11 protein-coding genes are annotated in these 15466 nt (G+C 68.1%); 7 read left to right on the forward strand and 4 right to left on the reverse strand.

Annotation, left to right across the window (positions count from 1 at the left end):
• Positions 1–258 precede the first annotated feature (258 nt).
• On the reverse strand, positions 259–774 hold the full coding sequence (locus tag ASD35_RS27145; RefSeq protein ID WP_157275503.1) for a hypothetical protein: 516 nt from the start codon (positions 772–774) through the stop codon (positions 259–261).
• Between the two features lie 245 nt (positions 775–1019).
• Here ASD35_RS27145 and ASD35_RS11160 point away from each other — a divergent pair, with 245 nt between their 5' ends.
• Positions 1020–1607, forward strand: coding sequence for a PEP-CTERM sorting domain-containing protein (locus ASD35_RS11160; protein WP_056875015.1), 588 nt, complete (start codon positions 1020–1022; stop codon positions 1605–1607).
• A 6-nt stretch (positions 1608–1613) separates the two neighbouring features.
• On the opposite strand, the gene mpl is transcribed toward ASD35_RS11160, so the two are convergent.
• The 3 genes from mpl to ASD35_RS11175 are packed head-to-tail and all read right to left on the reverse strand — an operon-like array spanning position 1614 to position 5255.
• Positions 1614–2975: a UDP-N-acetylmuramate:L-alanyl-gamma-D-glutamyl-meso-diaminopimelate ligase gene (gene mpl / locus ASD35_RS11165; protein WP_056875016.1), complete on the reverse strand. Its 1362-nt coding sequence runs from the start codon at positions 2973–2975 to the stop codon at positions 1614–1616.
• 26 nt (positions 2976–3001) lie between these two features.
• Positions 3002–4288 carry a glutamate-1-semialdehyde 2,1-aminomutase gene (gene hemL, locus ASD35_RS11170; RefSeq protein WP_056875017.1) on the reverse strand — a complete coding sequence of 429 codons (1287 nt, stop codon included), beginning with the start codon at positions 4286–4288 and terminating at the stop codon, positions 3002–3004.
• A gap of 19 nt (positions 4289–4307) precedes the next feature.
• Positions 4308–5255, reverse strand: a complete 948-nt coding sequence (locus tag ASD35_RS11175; protein ID WP_082580092.1) for a bifunctional hydroxymethylpyrimidine kinase/phosphomethylpyrimidine kinase — start codon at positions 5253–5255, stop codon at positions 4308–4310.
• Positions 5256–5435: 180 nt separating this feature from the next.
• Here ASD35_RS11175 and ASD35_RS11180 point away from each other — a divergent pair, with 180 nt between their 5' ends.
• The 6 genes from ASD35_RS11180 to ASD35_RS11205 all read left to right on the forward strand — a co-directional run bounded on the left by ASD35_RS11180 (position 5436) and on the right by ASD35_RS11205 (position 15465).
• Positions 5436–5588 carry a rubredoxin gene (locus ASD35_RS11180; protein WP_056875019.1) on the forward strand — a complete coding sequence of 51 codons (153 nt, stop codon included), beginning with the start codon at positions 5436–5438 and terminating at the stop codon, positions 5586–5588.
• Positions 5589–5640: 52 nt separating this feature from the next.
• Positions 5641–6045: a PleD family two-component system response regulator gene (locus ASD35_RS11185; RefSeq protein ID WP_056875020.1), complete on the forward strand. Its 405-nt coding sequence runs from the start codon at positions 5641–5643 to the stop codon at positions 6043–6045.
• A gap of 11 nt (positions 6046–6056) precedes the next feature.
• Entirely contained in the window at positions 6057–6422 is a 366-nt protein-coding gene (locus ASD35_RS11190) for a response regulator transcription factor (RefSeq protein ID WP_056875021.1), read from the forward strand.
• Between the two features lie 7 nt (positions 6423–6429).
• A complete protein-coding gene (locus ASD35_RS11195) occupies positions 6430–6960 on the forward strand; it encodes a chemotaxis protein CheW (protein ID WP_056875022.1) in 531 nt (176 codons plus the stop codon).
• A 73-nt stretch (positions 6961–7033) separates the two neighbouring features.
• Entirely contained in the window at positions 7034–9400 is a 2367-nt protein-coding gene (locus tag ASD35_RS11200; RefSeq protein ID WP_056875023.1) for a methyl-accepting chemotaxis protein, read from the forward strand.
• 197 nt (positions 9401–9597) lie between these two features.
• Complete coding sequence (locus tag ASD35_RS11205) at positions 9598–15465, forward strand: Hpt domain-containing protein (RefSeq protein WP_056875024.1); 5868 nt, start codon at positions 9598–9600, stop codon at positions 15463–15465.
• The last annotated feature ends 1 nt before the right edge of the window (position 15466 follow it).

The following is a 15466-nucleotide window of genomic DNA, read 5'->3' on the forward strand; positions in this document are numbered from 1 at the left end:
TTGGGGCTCCACGATTGCATCGAACCGAAATGCAGTCAATCCCTAACGCAGCGATTGAGTGCGGGGCGTGAAATGCGATACCAGCTTCTCGTGTGCTCCGCTTGGTGGGCGAAGAGCAGGCGAGGGAGCTGCTTTATGCGGTCTCGTCATGTGACTCCAGGAGCCCGCTCTGGTTACGGAGAACCCGCGTCTGCAGGTTTTCGTTGAGGTGGCAAGTTGGCGGGCGGGCAGTTTCCCCACCAGCCGCCGGTGGGAGGTTCAAGGTGTCGGCGAACGAAGCCTACGTGATGCTCGCAAGAATCCCGAGAACCCAACGAGCCCCACTATCAGCATCGTCGTAGAGGCGACTTCGGGCACTGGCGATGCCACGAATGTAATTCTGCTCGTTGGCCCCGCGTAGTAGCTGTCGTTATATCCGCCGCTAATATAAAAGAGGCCGGTGGAATCTAGTTTGCTTCGGAAGCCGATTGCACTCACATTGATCACATTGCCGGTGATTGAGAAGTGAGAAATCTCATCCGGACCAAATGAGTAACCCGCAATGCTGAGTGACCAAACCTCATCTTTGCTGATCCGGTTATCGTGGTTGTAATCCTCACCTAACAGATGGCCGCTGATCGTGACATTTCCATAGTCAATGGGTATTCCGTCACTGGCTTCATATAGATGGCGGACGTCGTTGAATGTCAAATTCCACATGGCCGCCTGCACCGGCAGAGCGGCCGCGCAGGCGGACAAGGCTAGGCACCGCGCTACGGACGCGATCTTTTTCATGACTTCTCCCAATGCACTCAAGTTGGCGATGGTGCGCAGAATCCCACGCGGCTCGGAAAGGTCGAATCCCTAACGAGTTGACTGTGTTCAATGCGCGACGCCATTCGCGGTAGACAAACGTGAGGGCATTGGTGTCCGCCCATTCCCTCTTATGTGGTCGAGCGGGCTGGTGGACCCCCTAAGGCTTGGCATCTACGGAACGAAGGGACGGGCGTAACGTCACTGTCGAACTACGAAGGCGTGTCATGAAGATCGTCACCCGCTGCGTCGCGAGCGCCTCTCTCTTGTTTGGAATGGGGTCTGCGCACGCGACATTCATGCCGTGGCAAGAAGGCTTGTTCTTCCCTGATTTCGATGAGCCGTCGGCACCGGTGGCCTTCGGTCTGGACGACTCGAGGTTCTACGAGTACGCGGGCGTCTTCATCGGCAATGTAGGCAAGGCCGGTGACAACAGTGACACGATCAACTTCTCGTGGCCGGCGCTGACTCGCGGCGAGCAGATCTCATCCAGCTTCTCGGTTCGTGCCGCAGTTGGCGGTACTGCGCTCTCATCCGGGCAGCAATTGCAAATCGTCATCGTCGACGCGCAGTCGAGCAGCCTGATTCGAACGATCAATCTCAACGCCGCTCAACCTAGCTACACGGACCCGGCCTTCGTCTTCGACAACCGCCTCTACCGAATGACGGTAAGCCCGCTGGGCCTTGCGGGGGCCGAATCGATGGACTACTCGATCGATGTGATGTTGGCGCCGGTGCCTGAGCCGGCAACCAGCATGCTGATGGCCGCAGGAATCGGCCTGTTTGTGCTGGCCCGGCGCCGCCAGTCGGCGTGACAAGCCCTATCTGGTCAACGCGGCCAGCAGCTTATCGTGAATGCCGCCAAACCCGCCGTTGCTCATGCACAGCAAGTGGTCACCTGGCATTGCGACCTTCGCGACCGCCGCCACCAGCGCGTCAACGTCAGTACCTACAACGGCCTGCGCGCCCATCGGCGCGAGCACCTCTTTCGCATCCCAGCTCAGCCCTTGCTGGTTGCAGAAGGCCAGGTCCGCTTCCTCCAGAGCCCACGGCAGCTGCGCCTTCATCGTGCCCAGCTTCATCGTGTTGGAGCGCGGCTCGAAAATGGCCAGGATGCGGTCGGCGGGCGCGATGCGGCGGCGCAGGCCGTTGATGGTGGTGCGGATGGCGGTCGGGTGGTGGGCGAAGTCGTCGTAGACCTTGATGCCGTTGACTTCGCCGCGCAGTTCCATGCGACGACGCACATTCTGGAACTCGGCCAGCGCAGCAGCCGACTGTTCGGGTGACACGCCGACATGCTCCGCTGCCGCGATCGCGGCCAGCGCGTTGAGCTGGTTGTGCTCGCCGATCAGCGCCCACTCCACGCGGGCGACCTTCAAGCTGCCGCGCAGCACGTCGAAAGCCTGCGGCTCGCCGCGGGCGCGCAGCATGCCGGCTTCTTCCTTCTTGGCGCCGAAGCGCTGCACGTCGCTCCAGCAGCCGCGCGCGATGACGCGCTGCAGCGCCTCCTCGCGGGCGTTGACGACGAGGCGGCCGCTGGCGGGCACCGTGCGCACGAGGTGGTGGAACTGCGTCTCGATGGCCGCCAGGTCCGGGAAGATATCGGCGTGGTCGTGCTCGAGGTTGTTCAGGATGGCCGTGCGCGGCCGGTAGTGGACGAACTTGCTGCGCTTGTCGAAGAACGCGGTGTCGTACTCGTCGGCCTCGATGACGAACGGCGCGCCCTCGCCAAGGCGCGCCGACACGCCGAAGTTCTGCGGCACGCCGCCGACCAGGAAGCCGGGTTTCTGTCCGGCGTGCTCCAGGATCCACGCCAGCATGGAGGTCGTCGTCGTCTTGCCATGCGTGCCGGCGACGGCCAGCACATGGCGGCCCTGCAGCACATGCTCGGCCAGCCACTGCGGGCCGGAGACGTAGGGCAGGCCGGCGTCGAGGATGGCTTCCATCAACGCGAAGCGCTCACCGCGCGTGACGACGTTGCCGATGACGAAGACGTCGGGCTTGAACTCCAGCTGCTCGGCGCCAAAGCCTTCGATCAGCTCGATGCCCAGCGCCTCGAGCTGGGTGCTCATCGGTGGGTACACGTTGGCGTCGCAGCCGGTCACGCGATGGCCGGCCTCGCGTGCCAGCGCTGCGAGGCCACCCATGAAGGTGCCGCAGATGCCAAGGATGTGGAGATGCATATCGGTCAGCCCCGCAGGGCGTGGGATCAGCGCAGGGCGGTGCGCGCGGCCGCGAGAGTGGCGTCGATGTCGGCCTGGCTGTGCGCCGCCGATACGAAGCCCGCCTCGTAGAGGGCCGGAGCAAGATAGATGCCGGCGTCCAGCATCGCGTGGAAGAAGCGGTTGAAGCGCTCCTTGTCGGTCGTCATCACCTGGGTGTAGTTCTGCGGCAGCTCCGGCAGCAGGAAGAAGCCGAACATGCCGCCTTCGCCGTCGGCGCTGAAGGGCACGCCGTTCTCCGCGGCGACCGCCTTCAAGCCATTGACGAGCTGGCGCGTTCTGGCGGACAGGGCCTCGAAGAAGCCAGGCTTCTGGATCTCGCGCAGCGTGGCCAGCCCGCAGGCCGTGGCCACCGGGTTGCCCGACAGCGTGCCGGCCTGGTAGACACCGCCCAGCGGCGCCAGGTGTTGCATGACCTCGCGCCGGGCGCCGAAAGCCGCGAGCGGCATGCCGCCACCGATGACCTTGCCGAACACGGAGATGTCCGGCGCGAAGCCCGGGATGAGCTTGGCGTAGTGGGCCTGCGCCGAGCCCAGCCCGACGCGAAAGCCCGTCATCACCTCGTCCAGCACGAGCAGTGCGCCATGCTGCGTGCAGAGTGCGCGCATCGCGGTCATGAACGGCACGGAAGCCCGCACGAAGTTCATGTTGCCGGCGATCGGCTCGACGATGACGCAGGCGAGCTCGCTGCCGTACTGGGCAAATGCGGCTTCCAGTTGCTCGACGTTGTTGTATTCCAGGACGACCGTGTCCGCTGCGGCGCCGGGCGTGACGCCGGCGCTGGTCGGGTGGCCGAAGGTCGCCAGGCCGGACCCGGCCTTCACGAGCAGCGCGTCCGTGTGGCCGTGGTAGCAGCCCTCGAACTTGATGAACTTCGGCCGCCCGGTCGCGCCGCGTGCCAGGCGGATGGCGCTCATCGTCGCCTCGGTGCCGGAGCTGACCAGGCGCACCTGGTCCATGCTCGGCACGAGTTTCAAGATCTCCTCGGCCAGCTCGATCTCGCGCTCGGTCGGTGCGCCGAAAGAGAAGCCTTCGACGGCGGCTTTCTGCACCGCATCCAGCACGGCCGGGTGGCCGTGGCCCAGGATCATCGGCCCCCAGGAGCCGATGTAGTCGACATAGCGCTTGCCTTCGGCGTCGACGATGTAGGCGCCTTCACCGCGGGCGATGAAGCGCGGCGTGCCGCCCACGGCGCGGAAGGCGCGCACCGGGGAGTTGACCCCGCCCGGAATGACGCGCGCGGCGCGCTCGAAAAGCTCGTTATTGCTGGCCATGGGACAGGATCGGAGAAAGTCAGTGCATGCGCCGCGGCGTCTTCGGCGCGGGCTCGGGTTCTGCTTCGACCTCTTCGAAGGCCGGCTCGGCGCCGTCCTCGTCGGCCGGGGGCAGCGCCCAGAAGAAGCGGTCGGGCACTACATTGCCCATGCCCGGGCGGAAGCCGGCATCGAGCGACTGGTCCAGGAAGGACAGCGCCTCACTGACGGCCGAATGCAGTTCGGCACCGACCGACAGCAGCGCGGCGAGCGCTGCGGACAAGGTGTCGCCCGCGCCGACGAAAGCGGTCTCGAAGCGCTCGAACTTCTCGCCGGTGATGGGGCCTTGCGCGTTGGCCAGCACGTTGTCCACGTACTGGTTGGGCAACTGCATGCCCGTTACCAGCACATGCTGGGCGCCCGACTGTGCGGCGGCCACCGCCAGCTCGCGGGCCGATGGGCTGCGTTCGTTGTCCCAGTCGGGCAGCAGGAAGTCGGTCAGCGTCTTGTGGTTGCCGACCAGCACGACCGTCTGCGGCAGCACCAGCTCGCGCAGCGCGTCCAGGTATTGCTGCTGCTCGTCCTCGTCGATCCAGGCGACCGACGGCAGGTAAGTGACCAGAGGGACATCCGGGTAGTCGCTCAGCACCTCGGCGACGGCGCTGACGCCTTCAGCATTGCCGAGGAAGCCGACCTTCCAGGCGGTGATGGGCACATCTTCAAGGATGTGGCGGGCCTGCTCAGCGATGGTGTCGGGGTCGAGGTTCTCGTGTTCGAAGACCTCGGCCGTGTCGCGCAGCACCACGGCGGTGACGACGGGCAGGCAGTGGGCGCCCATCGCAGCGATCGTGGCCACGTCGCCAGCCAGGCCGCCGGCGCCGGAAGCGTCGCTGGCATTGAAGCTCAGCACGCAGGCCGGCGGCGGGCTTTCCTGCTCGTCTTGAGGCTGATCGACCTCGGTGTCGGTGGGAGTGGGTGTTGGGCTCATGGGGAGTCGTGGCGGTCGCGGCCAAAGAGTTGCCGCAAAGCGTGGAGTCTGCCGCTAAATGGGCGATTCCGAGGCCTTGGGCACAGGCGTTTGCCCTCAGCATTGCGCCCTAGGCCCTGGCTAGAATGAATCGATTGTAGTGAGCAAACTCTAAGCACCGTGAGCGAACCCTGTACCTGGATGTGCCTGATCTGTGGATGGATCTATGACGAAGAAACGGGCGATCCCGAGCACGGTATCGCAGCCGGCACCAAGTGGGCCGACGTCGACATGAACTGGACCTGTCCCGACTGCGGCGCACGCAAGGAAGATTTCGAGATGGTTCGCATCTGACTCGGCCTCACGAGCGGCCAGGCCCCGAGCTGAAGTTCCGAGGAGACGAGGTTTGAACGAGCAAGTTTCCGGCGCGGCGCCGACCCGCATCCTGGTCATCGACGACAGCAACACGATCCGCCGCAGCGCGGAGATCTTCCTGAAACAGGGCGGCCACGAGGTGGCCCTGGCCGAGGACGGTTTCGACGCGCTGGCCAAGCTGGGAGATTTCCATCCCGACCTCGTGTTCTGCGACATCCTGATGCCGCGCCTGGACGGCTACCAGACCTGCGCGATCATCAAGCGCAACCCGCAGTTTTCGGGGGTGCCGGTGATCATGCTGTCGTCCAAGGACGGCCTCTTCGACAAGGCCCGCGGGCGCATGGTGGGCTCGCAGGACTACCTGACCAAGCCTTTCACCAAGGACCAGCTGCTTCAGGCGGTGTTGCAGCACCGGCGCCAAGAAGCACGTACCTAAAGAGAACTGCCATGAGCATCCACAACATCCTGCTGGTCGACGATTCGAAGACCGAACTGCACGCCTTGTCCGAGATGCTGGTCAAGCGCGGCTACAGCGTGCGCACGGCCGAGAACGGCGAAGAGGCGATGAAGCGCCTGGCCGAGGCCAAGCCCGACCTGATCCTGATGGACGTCGTCATGCCCGGCCAGAACGGCTTCCAGTTGACCCGCGCCATCACGCGCGACGAACGCTACGTCGGCGTGCCCGTCATCATGTGCACGAGCAAGGGCCAGGAGACCGACAAGGTCTGGGGCATGCGCCAGGGCGCCAGCGACTACGTCGTCAAGCCCGTCAAGGCCGAGGAGCTGCTGGCCAAGATCAAGGCCCTGGGCTGAGCCGGCCATGGCAAACAAGACGGCCCTCCGTGAGCTGCAGCAGCGCCTGGCCGAGCGCATGCAGGCCGCCCGCGAGACGACGCTGATCGCCAGCTGGCTGGCCGTGGAGTGCGCCGGTGTCGGCCTGCTGTTCTCGCTGAAGCAGGCCAGCGAGATCTTCGCGCCCGTGCCGATCAAGCCGGTGCCCTATGCCAAGCCCTGGCTGGCTGGTGTGGCCAACCTGCGTGGCGGCCTGTTCACCGTCGTCGACCTCGCCGTCTACCTCGGCCTGCGCGAGCCTTCGCTGGGCCGGGCCTTCGCGCCGCAGGCTCGGCTGGTGTCGCTGGGCACCGAGCTGAACCTGAATTGCGCGCTGCTGGTCGACCGCCTGGCCGGCCTGCGCAGCGACGAACAACTGCCATTGGCCGCCGAGCAGCCCGCCGGACCGCTGCCCCGGTTTGCCGGCGCGTTGCGCCGCGACGAGGCCGGTCGCCATTGGCAGGAAATCAATCTCGAAGCGCTGTCGAGGCAGGAGAACTTCCTGCACATCGTCGCGTGAAGCGAACCAATGAGCCCCAAGGTCCGCGCCCAAAAGGCGGCGGACATCACAAACACTGAAGGACGAGGGTGAGATGAGCCTGCTGGACAAGATGAGGGGAAAGTCCGAAGCCGATGCGCTGCCGCTGTCAGCGAGGGAAGGCGTCGATACGACCATCGACTCGCAACCCGGTGCTTTCGACACGACGCGTACCGCCGATTCGACGCTTGCCGGCGTCGAGATGTCGACGCGCGCCGAGGCTTTCATGCGTGACGAGACGCCGTCCATCATCTCGCCCGCGGTGCCGACCGAGCCCGGCCCCAACAGCGAATTCCCGCCCAGCACGATCAACTTCGCGCCGACGACGCAGGCCGCCGACCCGACGATGTTGCCGCCGCAGCCCGCCACCGGCGCGGAGCAGCTCGGCGACCTGTTCGGCCGCCACCGCCAGCGTGTGCTGACCGGCCTGGTCGCACTGGGCATCCTGGGTACGGCGTTTTCCGTCTTCCTGGTGTTGAACAGTTCCAACCGCAGCGCCGCACAGGTCCGCGCCACCGGCCAGGCGCTGATGCACTCGCAGCGGATGGCCAAGTCGGTGTCTGCCGCGCTGGTGGGCAACCCGGCCGCGTTCGCGGAACTGCGCGAATCCGTCGGCACGCTGAGCGGCGTTGTCCACAACCTGCGTACGGGCGAGGGTGAACTGGCCGTCGCGCCGACGGGCGTGCAGCCGACGCTGGACACGCTGATGCCGCTGGTCGAGCGCGCCGAGAAGAACGGCAAGGTGGTGCAGGCCCAGGAAAAGATCCTGACGCAGGTTGGCCAGGCGCTGCGCGCCATCAACCGCCAATCCAGCGACCTGCTGGAATCCGCCGAGGCGGTGTCCTCGCAGGCCCTGCAGATCGGCGCCTCAGCGGGCGAGGTCTCGGCGGTCGGCCAGCTGGTCATGCTGACGCAGCGCATCGGCAAGAGCGCCAACGAGTTCCTGACGCAGGAGGGCGTGAGCCCCGAGGCCGTCTTCCTGCTGGGCAAGGACTTGAACTCCTTCAAGCTGATCACCGAAGCGCTGATCAGTGGCAGCCCCGAGCTGCGCCTGAACGCCGCGCGTGACCCGCAGTTGAAGGAACGGCTGCAGACCTTGCTGAAGCAGTACGAGCAGACCCGCACGCAGGCGTCGGCGATTCTGGGCAACCTGCAGGGCCTGGTGTCGGCGCGCGAGGCCCAGACAGCCATCCTGAACGACTCCGAGCCGCTGCGCAAAGGCCTGGAGCAGGCGGCTGCCGAGCTGGAAAAGTCCGGTGGCGCTGGCTGGGGCCTGATCCTCTTCCTGGTCGCGTCGCTCGCGGCCTTGGTGGGCGGTGCGATCGGTTTCCTGCGCCTCTTCGTTGCGGACCAGTCCGAACGCGCCGCGCTGGCGGAAGCCCAGCGTCGCGAAGCCGAGGCCCAGGAGCAGGAGGCCAAGCGCGTCAACGACGCCAACCAGGCCGCCATTCTGCGTTTGATGAACGAGCTGTCCACGGTTGCTGAAGGTGACCTGACGCAGCAGGCCACCGTGACCGAGGACATCACCGGTGCGATCGCCGACTCGGTGAACTACACGGTGGAAGAGCTGCGCAACCTGGTGGGCCAGGTGCAGGCCACGGCAGCCCGCGTGACGGACACGACCGGCGCGGTCGACCAGACCTCGACCGACCTGCTGGCCGCGTCCAAGGAACAGCTGCACGAGATCCGTGCGACCGGCGAGGCGGTGCTGGGCATGGCCGGCCGAATCAACGACGTGTCGGCCCAGGCGCAGACGACCGCTGCGGTGGCGCGCCAGAGCCGCCAGGCCGCCGAGCAAGGCTTGGCCGCGATGCAGAACAACATCGCCGGCATGAACGCCATCCGCGACTCCATCCAGGAGACCTCCAAGCGCATCAAGCGCCTGGGTGAGTCATCTCAGGAGATCGGCGAGATCACCGAGCTGATCTCGGACATTACCGAGCAGACCAACGTGCTGGCCTTGAACGCCGCCATCCAGGCCGCGTCGGCCGGCGAAGCGGGCCGCGGCTTCTCGGTCGTTGCGGAAGAAGTGCAGCGGCTGGCGGAACGCTCCGGCGATGCGACGCGGCGGATTGCCGCGCTGGTCAAGACCATTCAGACCGACACCCACGACGCCGTGGCCGCCATGGAGCGCTCGACGCGCGGCGTGGTGGAAGGTACCCAGCTGTCCGACGCCGCCGGCCGCGCGCTGGAAGACATCGACAACGTGTCGCGCCAGCTGGACGAGCTGATCGTGCGCATCTCGGCGCAAGCGCGCCAGGAAGCCGAATCCGCCAACGAGGTGGCTTCCAACATCCAGCACATTTTTGCGGTGACGGAGCAGACCTCCGAAGGCACGCGCTCCACGGCGCAGATGGTCCATGAGCTGTCGCGCTCGGCCGAGGCGCTGCGCGCGTCGGTGTCGCGATTCAAGGTCGCCTGACATGGAGCCCCTCGCCCAGTCTTGCCGCGCTGGACACGGGCAAGCCCGGTCGGTCCTCCCGGAGGACGGCGATACCTGCGGTATCGAACCGCAGGCACATCGCCCAACGCGGTCCGGCTTGGGAGCGGCCCGGCGCTCGGCCCGCAACACCCACACTTCAGCCGTCGGCATGGCGCGCGGCGCTGTAAAGCACTGATATGGACAGCTCCCTGCGAGACTCCGAACTCCCGGCCGACCTCAGCCCACTGGCCTGGGTGCAGGAGGAACTGCGCCGCTCGCTGGAGTCGGTGCACAAGACCCTGCGCCGCCTCGTGCGGGACGGCAGCGACAACCGGCTCACGGCCTTCGGTGCCGACGCCCAGCCCAGCCCGCCTTTGCAGCAGGCGGCCGCCCAGCTGCACCAGGTCAGCGGCGTGCTGTCGCTCGTCGGCCTGCCGGCCGGCGCTGCCGTGCTGCGCGCCGCCGAGACGGCCGTGGCCCGCCTGGCCGAGCACCCGCTGGAGGTCGATGCCAGCACCGTCGACGTCATCGAGCGCGCGGACTTCGCATTGCTCGCCTATGTCGCCCGCCTGCTGGCCGGCAACAAGACCTCGTCGCTCGCCCTCTACCCCGGCTACCGCGCCCTGCAGCAGCTCAACGGGGCCGAGCGCATCCACCCCGCCGACCTGTGGCCCTACGACTGGGCCTGGCGCTCCATCCCGCTCGAATCCGGCGTGCTGCCGCGTTCGCCCGATGCCGTGCGTGCGCCCTTCGAAACCGCGCTGCTGCGCCAGATGCGCGAGCCCAGCTCCGCCCATGCGGCCAACTTGTCCGGGCTGTGCGCCGGCCTCGCGGCCGCGCTGCCGGCCGGCACGTCGCGCACGCTGTGGCAACTCGCCGCCGCCGTCTTCGAAGGCCAGGCGCTGAAGCTGATCGGCAGCGATGCCTACACCAAGCGCCTGGGCTCCAAGCTGCTGCATGAGCTGCGCGTGCTCGGCCAGGGCGAGGTGTCCGAACGCCTCGCGCAGGACCTGCTGTTCTTCTGCGCCCAGTGCCGCCTCACCCAGGGCGCCGGGCCGCGCCTGCAGGCCGTGCACGAGGCCTACCGGCTGACCGACGAGCAGGCCGGCGACTATGAAGACGCCAGCCTCGGCCGCATCGACCCCGCCTGGGTCACGCAGGCCAAGCGCCGTGTGCTGGCCGCCAAGGAAAGCTGGTCGAGCGCTGCCGAGGGTGACCAGCATCGCCTGACGGGCCTGGACGAGCAGTTCGCGGCCCTCGCCGACTCGCTGACGCGCCTGTTCCCGAGCGGCGAGGTGCTGGCGCAGACGCTGCAGCGCGCCATCGTGGCGACGCTGCGCTCGCGTGCCGCGCCCACGCCCGCGCTGGCGATGGAGGTGGCCACCAGCCTGCTCTACGTCGAAGCCGCGCTGGAAGACGCCGCCTTCGACCAGCCCGAGCAGGCCGACCGCGTGCGCCGCCTGGCGCGCCGCGTGGAAGCCGTCGCCCATGGCCAGCCGGCCGAGCCGCTGGAAGACTGGATGGAGGACCTCTACCGCCGGGTCTCCGACCGCCAGACGCTGGGCAGCGTCGTGCACGAGCTGCGCGCCAGCCTGTCCGAGGTGGAGAAGCAGTGCGACGAGTATTTCCGCAACCCGACCCAGCGTGAGCTGCTGATCCCCGTGCCCGGCCAGTTGCAGGCCATGCGCGGCGTGCTCAGCGTGTTGGGCCTGGACCAGGCCGCACATGCCACCGTGCGCATGCGCGACGAGGTGGACGGCCTGGCCAGTACCGAGATCGATTTCGAGCGCGCCAGCGCCCGCGGTGCCTTCGAGCGCCTGGCCAACAACCTCGGCGCGCTGGGCTTCCTTATCGACATGTTGAGCGTGCAGCCGGCCTTGGCCAAGCGCATGTTCCAGTTCGACGAAGCCAGCGGCCGCCTGGACGCCGTCATGGGCCGCCGCGACGGCGCCGTCGAGCTGCCGAGCTTCGAAGCCAGCGGCTTCCACGTCGACCTGGGCGACGAATCGCCCGAAGGCGCGCCGGCGCATGAGCGGACGCAGCCGCTGCGTGTGGACCTGGCCACGCTGGACTTGCCCGACCTCAGCCTGCCCGACCTCGACCTGACCGAACCGGCCGCCGCACCACCTGCACCCGTGCGGGTCGCCCCGCTCGAGCCCAGCGTCGCGGACGACCCGGAAATGCGGGAGATCTTCCTGGAGGAGGCCGACGAGGTCATCGGCAACGCGCGCGCCGCGCTGGAGGCCCTGCGCGAGGAGCCGGCCGACCACGGGCAGCTCACCATCGTCCGCCGCGCCTTCCACACGCTCAAGGGCAGTGCCCGCATGGTGGGCCTGAACGATTTCGGCGAAGGCGCCTGGGCCTGTGAGCAGCTCTACAACGCCCGCCTGGCCGAGGCGCAGCCGCAGGCCGATGCGGCCCTGCTCGGCTTCACCGCCGAGGCGTTGGACTATCTCGCCCAGTGGCGCCAGCAGATCGCCGGTGCCGAGCCGGGCCACAGCGTGTCCGACCCGCTGCGCCGCAGTGCCGACTCGCTGCGCCTGCAGGGCCAGCCATTGCCGCTGGACTGGCCGGCGGCCGCCGCCGCGCCCGCGATCGACCTGCCGCTGGAGGACGAGAACGAAGTCGAGGTCGAAGTCATCGATTTCGCCCCCACCGTTCCGGTCGACCCGGCGGCGGCCGACACGCAGCCGTTCGAACCTGCCTTCGTGCTGGAGCTTGCCGAGCCGGCGCCGCCGATCGCCGGCGTGCCCGACGAGATCACGCTGGATCTCGGCGCGCTGGTGCCGGCACACCCGCCCACCGAGCCGATGCCGCTGGCCGCGCCCGACGAGGAGACGCTGGCCAACTTCCGTCTCGAACTGGACCTGGACGAGCCGGTGCTCGCGCCGCCGCAGCCCGAACCCGGCGGCGAACCGCCCGCGCGGCCGGAGGAGACCACGTTGGTCCTTCCCGCGCTGGAACCCGCCGAACCTGAAGCGTTTGTGGCACCCGCCGTGCCCTCGCTGCACCTCGTCGAAACCGCGCCGCCGGAACCTGAGCCCGAGTTCTCGGACCCCGATGAAGGCTTCAAGCTCATCGGTCCGCTGCGCATCAGCATCGCGCTGTTCAACATCTTCCTGAACGAGGCCGACGAACTGTCGCGCAAGCTGTCCATCGGCCTGGCCGAATGGGCCGCCGACCTCAGCCAGCCCGTGCCGCAGAGCTGCGAGGTGCAGGCGCATGCGCTGGCCGGCAATGCCGGCACGGTGGGCTACGAGGACCTCTCCAGCCTGGCCCGCGAACTGGAGCACGCCCTGGGCCGCGCGCAGCGTGCGGCAGGCTTCGATGAGGCCGATGCCGAGCTTTTCGTGCGCGCCGCCGACGACATCCGTCGCCTGCTGCACCAGTTTGCCGCCGGCTTCCTGAAGCCCAACGACCCCGACGTTCTCAGCCGCCTGCACGCCTACCAGCCGCAGGAGGAATCCACCACGGCGAGCGCGGCGCTGGATGAACTGCCGGTACCGCAACTGCACGACGACACCCTGGTGGGGCATCTCGACGAAGTTCACCAGGACGCTCCGCCGACCGAGCCCGCCCCGCTGGCGGAGCCGGTCGAGCCGGCGCCAGTCGAACCCGAACCGGTGCTCGCCGCCGCCACACCGGCGGAACCCGAACCTGAGCCTGAGGCCGGCCTGCCGGACGCCATCGAGCCCGAGCTCTACCCGATCTTCGAAGAGGAAGGTCGCGACCTGCTGCAGCAGCTGCACGCCGCGCTGCGCGACTGGCTGGCCGACCCGGCCGACATGGGTCGCTCGGACGCCTGCATGCGGGCCCTGCACACGTTCAAGGGCGGCGCCCGTCTCGCCGGCGCCATGCGCCTGGGCGAGCAGGCCCACCACCTCGAATCCGCCATCGAAGCGCTGCTGCGCGCCGGCACCGCCGATATCGGCCAGGTGCAGGCGCTGCAGCATGACGGCGACGCGCTGGAGCAGGCCTTCGAGGCACTGGGTCGCAGTCTGAATGCGCCCGCTCCCGTGGCCGTGCCCGAGCCCAAGCCAGAGCCCAGGCCGGAGCCCGAGGCCAGGCCCGAACCGCTGGCCCGCTTCGCCAAGGCCGCTGCCGCGCCGGTCGCCGAGGAGGCCACGGCCGAGCCGGCCCGCGAGATCGACTGGAGCCGCTTCGCCGACGCTGCCGAGGTGGCGCCTGGCACCGAGAACCTGGCCATCGGCCAGGCCCTGGTGCGCGTACGCGGCAGCCTGCTGGAACGCATGGCCACGCAGGCCGGGGAGGTCAGCATCCGCCGCGCGCGAATGGAGTCCGAGCTGGCCCAGATGAAGGGCGCGCTGCTCGATCTCGACGACAACCTGGAACGCCTGCGTGCCCAGCTGCGCGAGCTGGAGCTGCAGGCCGAAGCCCAGATGCACACCCAGCAGGAGCTGGCGCAGCAGGGCGGCCGCGAGTTCGACCCGCTGGAGTTCGACCGCTACACCCGCTTCCAGGAGCTGACCCGCATGCTGGCCGAGTCGGTCGGCGACGTGGCCACGCTCCAGCGCACGCTGAGCCGCAACGTGCAGACCGGCGAAGACGAGCTGGCCGCGCAATCGCGGCTGACACGCGAACTGCAGGACGACCTGCTGCGCACCCGCCTCGTCGACTTCGACAGCATCGGCGAACGCATGCACCGCGTCGTGCGCCAGGCGGCGCGCGACAGCGGCAAGCAGGTCAAGCTGGAGATCAGCGGCGGCCAGACCGAGCTGGACCGCTCGGTGCTGGAACGCACCGCGGGCGCCTTCGAGCATCTGCTGCGCAACAGCGTCGCCCACGGCATCGAGGCGCCCGAGGTGCGCGCGGCGGCGGGCAAGGACCCGGTCGGCACGCTGCGCATCGAGGTCAGCCAGCATGGCAACGAGGTGCTGCTGAACTTTGCGGACAACGGCGCCGGCCTCAACCTCGCCCGCATTCGCGAGCGTGGGCTGCAGCTGGGCCTGATCTCGGCGGACGCCGAGCCCGATGACGCCCAGCTCAAGCGCCTGATCTTCGCGCCGGGCTTCTCCACGGCCAGCCAGATCACCGAGCTGAGCGGTCGCGGCATCGGCATGGACGTCGTCCGCGCCGAGGTCGGCACGCTGGGCGGCAGCATCGAGACCGCCTCGACGGCGGGGCAGGGCACCAGCTTCCTGCTGCGCCTGCCGCTGACGACGGCACTGACGCAGATCGTGCTGCTCAAGAGCGGTGACCAGGTGGTCGCCGTGCCGGCGGCGCTGATGGAGTCGGTGCAGCGCGTGCCGGTCGACGTGGTGGAGACGGCCTACGCCACGGGCAAGCTGCAGCACGGCGGCGCCGAGCTGCCGTTCTACTGGCTGGGTGGCCTGCTGGGCCACGGCGGTCGCGGCCACACGCACGGCCGCCATGCGCCCATCGTGCTGGTGCGCAGCGCCCAGGGCGCCCTGGCGCTGCACGTGGACGAAGTCGTCGGCAACCAGGAAGTCGTGGTCAAGAACCTCGGTGCGCAGCTCAACCGCGTGCCGGGCCTGGCGGGCATCAGCCTGCTGGCCTCGGGCGAGGTGGCGTTGATCTACAACGTCGTCGCGCTGGCCGACTGGTACGGCGTCGACGCCCAGGCTCGCCTGGTGGCGGCCCATGCGCAGTCGCAGTCCGCCGCACCGGCGCCGGTCGTGCCGGTCATCGAGGAAACCGCGCAGGCACCTCTGGTGATGGTGGTGGACGATTCGCTGACCGTGCGCCGCGTCACCCAGCGCCTGCTGGAGCGCGTGGGCTACCGCGTCTTGCTGGCGAAGGACGGTTTGGATGCGATGGAGAAGCTGTCCGGCGACGAGCTGCCGTCGGTGGTGCTGTCCGACATCGAGATGCCGCGCATGGACGGCTTCGACCTCGTGCGCAACATGAGGGCCGATTCGCGCCTGGCCGGGCTGCCGGTCATCATGATCACCTCGCGCATCGCGCAGAAGCACCGCGACTACGCGGCACAGCTCGGCGTGGATCACTACCTTGGCAAGCCCTATGACGAGGAGCAGGTACTGGCGCTGATCCGCCAGTACACGCAGGCCGCAGTGGTAGCCTGAC

The sequence above is a fragment of the Pelomonas sp. Root1444 genome, from assembly GCF_001426885.1.
GTDB lineage: Bacteria > Pseudomonadota > Gammaproteobacteria > Burkholderiales > Burkholderiaceae_C > Pelomonas.

What these genes read in the sequence shown, in the direction of transcription:
- ASD35_RS11160 (WP_056875015.1), top strand. Translation starts at nt 1,020, where the DNA reads ATGAAGATCGTCACCCGCTGCGTCGCGAGCGCCTCTCTCTTGTTTGGA.
- ASD35_RS11175 (WP_082580092.1), bottom strand. Translation starts at nt 5,255, where the DNA reads ATGAGCCCAACACCCACTCCCACCGACACCGAGGTCGATCAGCCTCAA.
- ASD35_RS11200 (WP_056875023.1), top strand. Translation starts at nt 7,034, where the DNA reads ATGAGCCTGCTGGACAAGATGAGGGGAAAGTCCGAAGCCGATGCGCTG.
- ASD35_RS11205 (WP_056875024.1), top strand. Translation starts at nt 9,598, where the DNA reads ATGGACAGCTCCCTGCGAGACTCCGAACTCCCGGCCGACCTCAGCCCA.
- ASD35_RS11190 (WP_056875021.1), top strand. Translation starts at nt 6,057, where the DNA reads ATGAGCATCCACAACATCCTGCTGGTCGACGATTCGAAGACCGAACTG.
- hemL (WP_056875017.1), bottom strand. Translation starts at nt 4,288, where the DNA reads ATGGCCAGCAATAACGAGCTTTTCGAGCGCGCCGCGCGCGTCATTCCG.
- ASD35_RS27145 (WP_157275503.1), bottom strand. Translation starts at nt 774, where the DNA reads ATGAAAAAGATCGCGTCCGTAGCGCGGTGCCTAGCCTTGTCCGCCTGC.
- ASD35_RS11195 (WP_056875022.1), top strand. Translation starts at nt 6,430, where the DNA reads ATGGCAAACAAGACGGCCCTCCGTGAGCTGCAGCAGCGCCTGGCCGAG.
- ASD35_RS11180 (WP_056875019.1), top strand. Translation starts at nt 5,436, where the DNA reads ATGTGCCTGATCTGTGGATGGATCTATGACGAAGAAACGGGCGATCCC.
- mpl (WP_056875016.1), bottom strand. Translation starts at nt 2,975, where the DNA reads ATGCATCTCCACATCCTTGGCATCTGCGGCACCTTCATGGGTGGCCTC.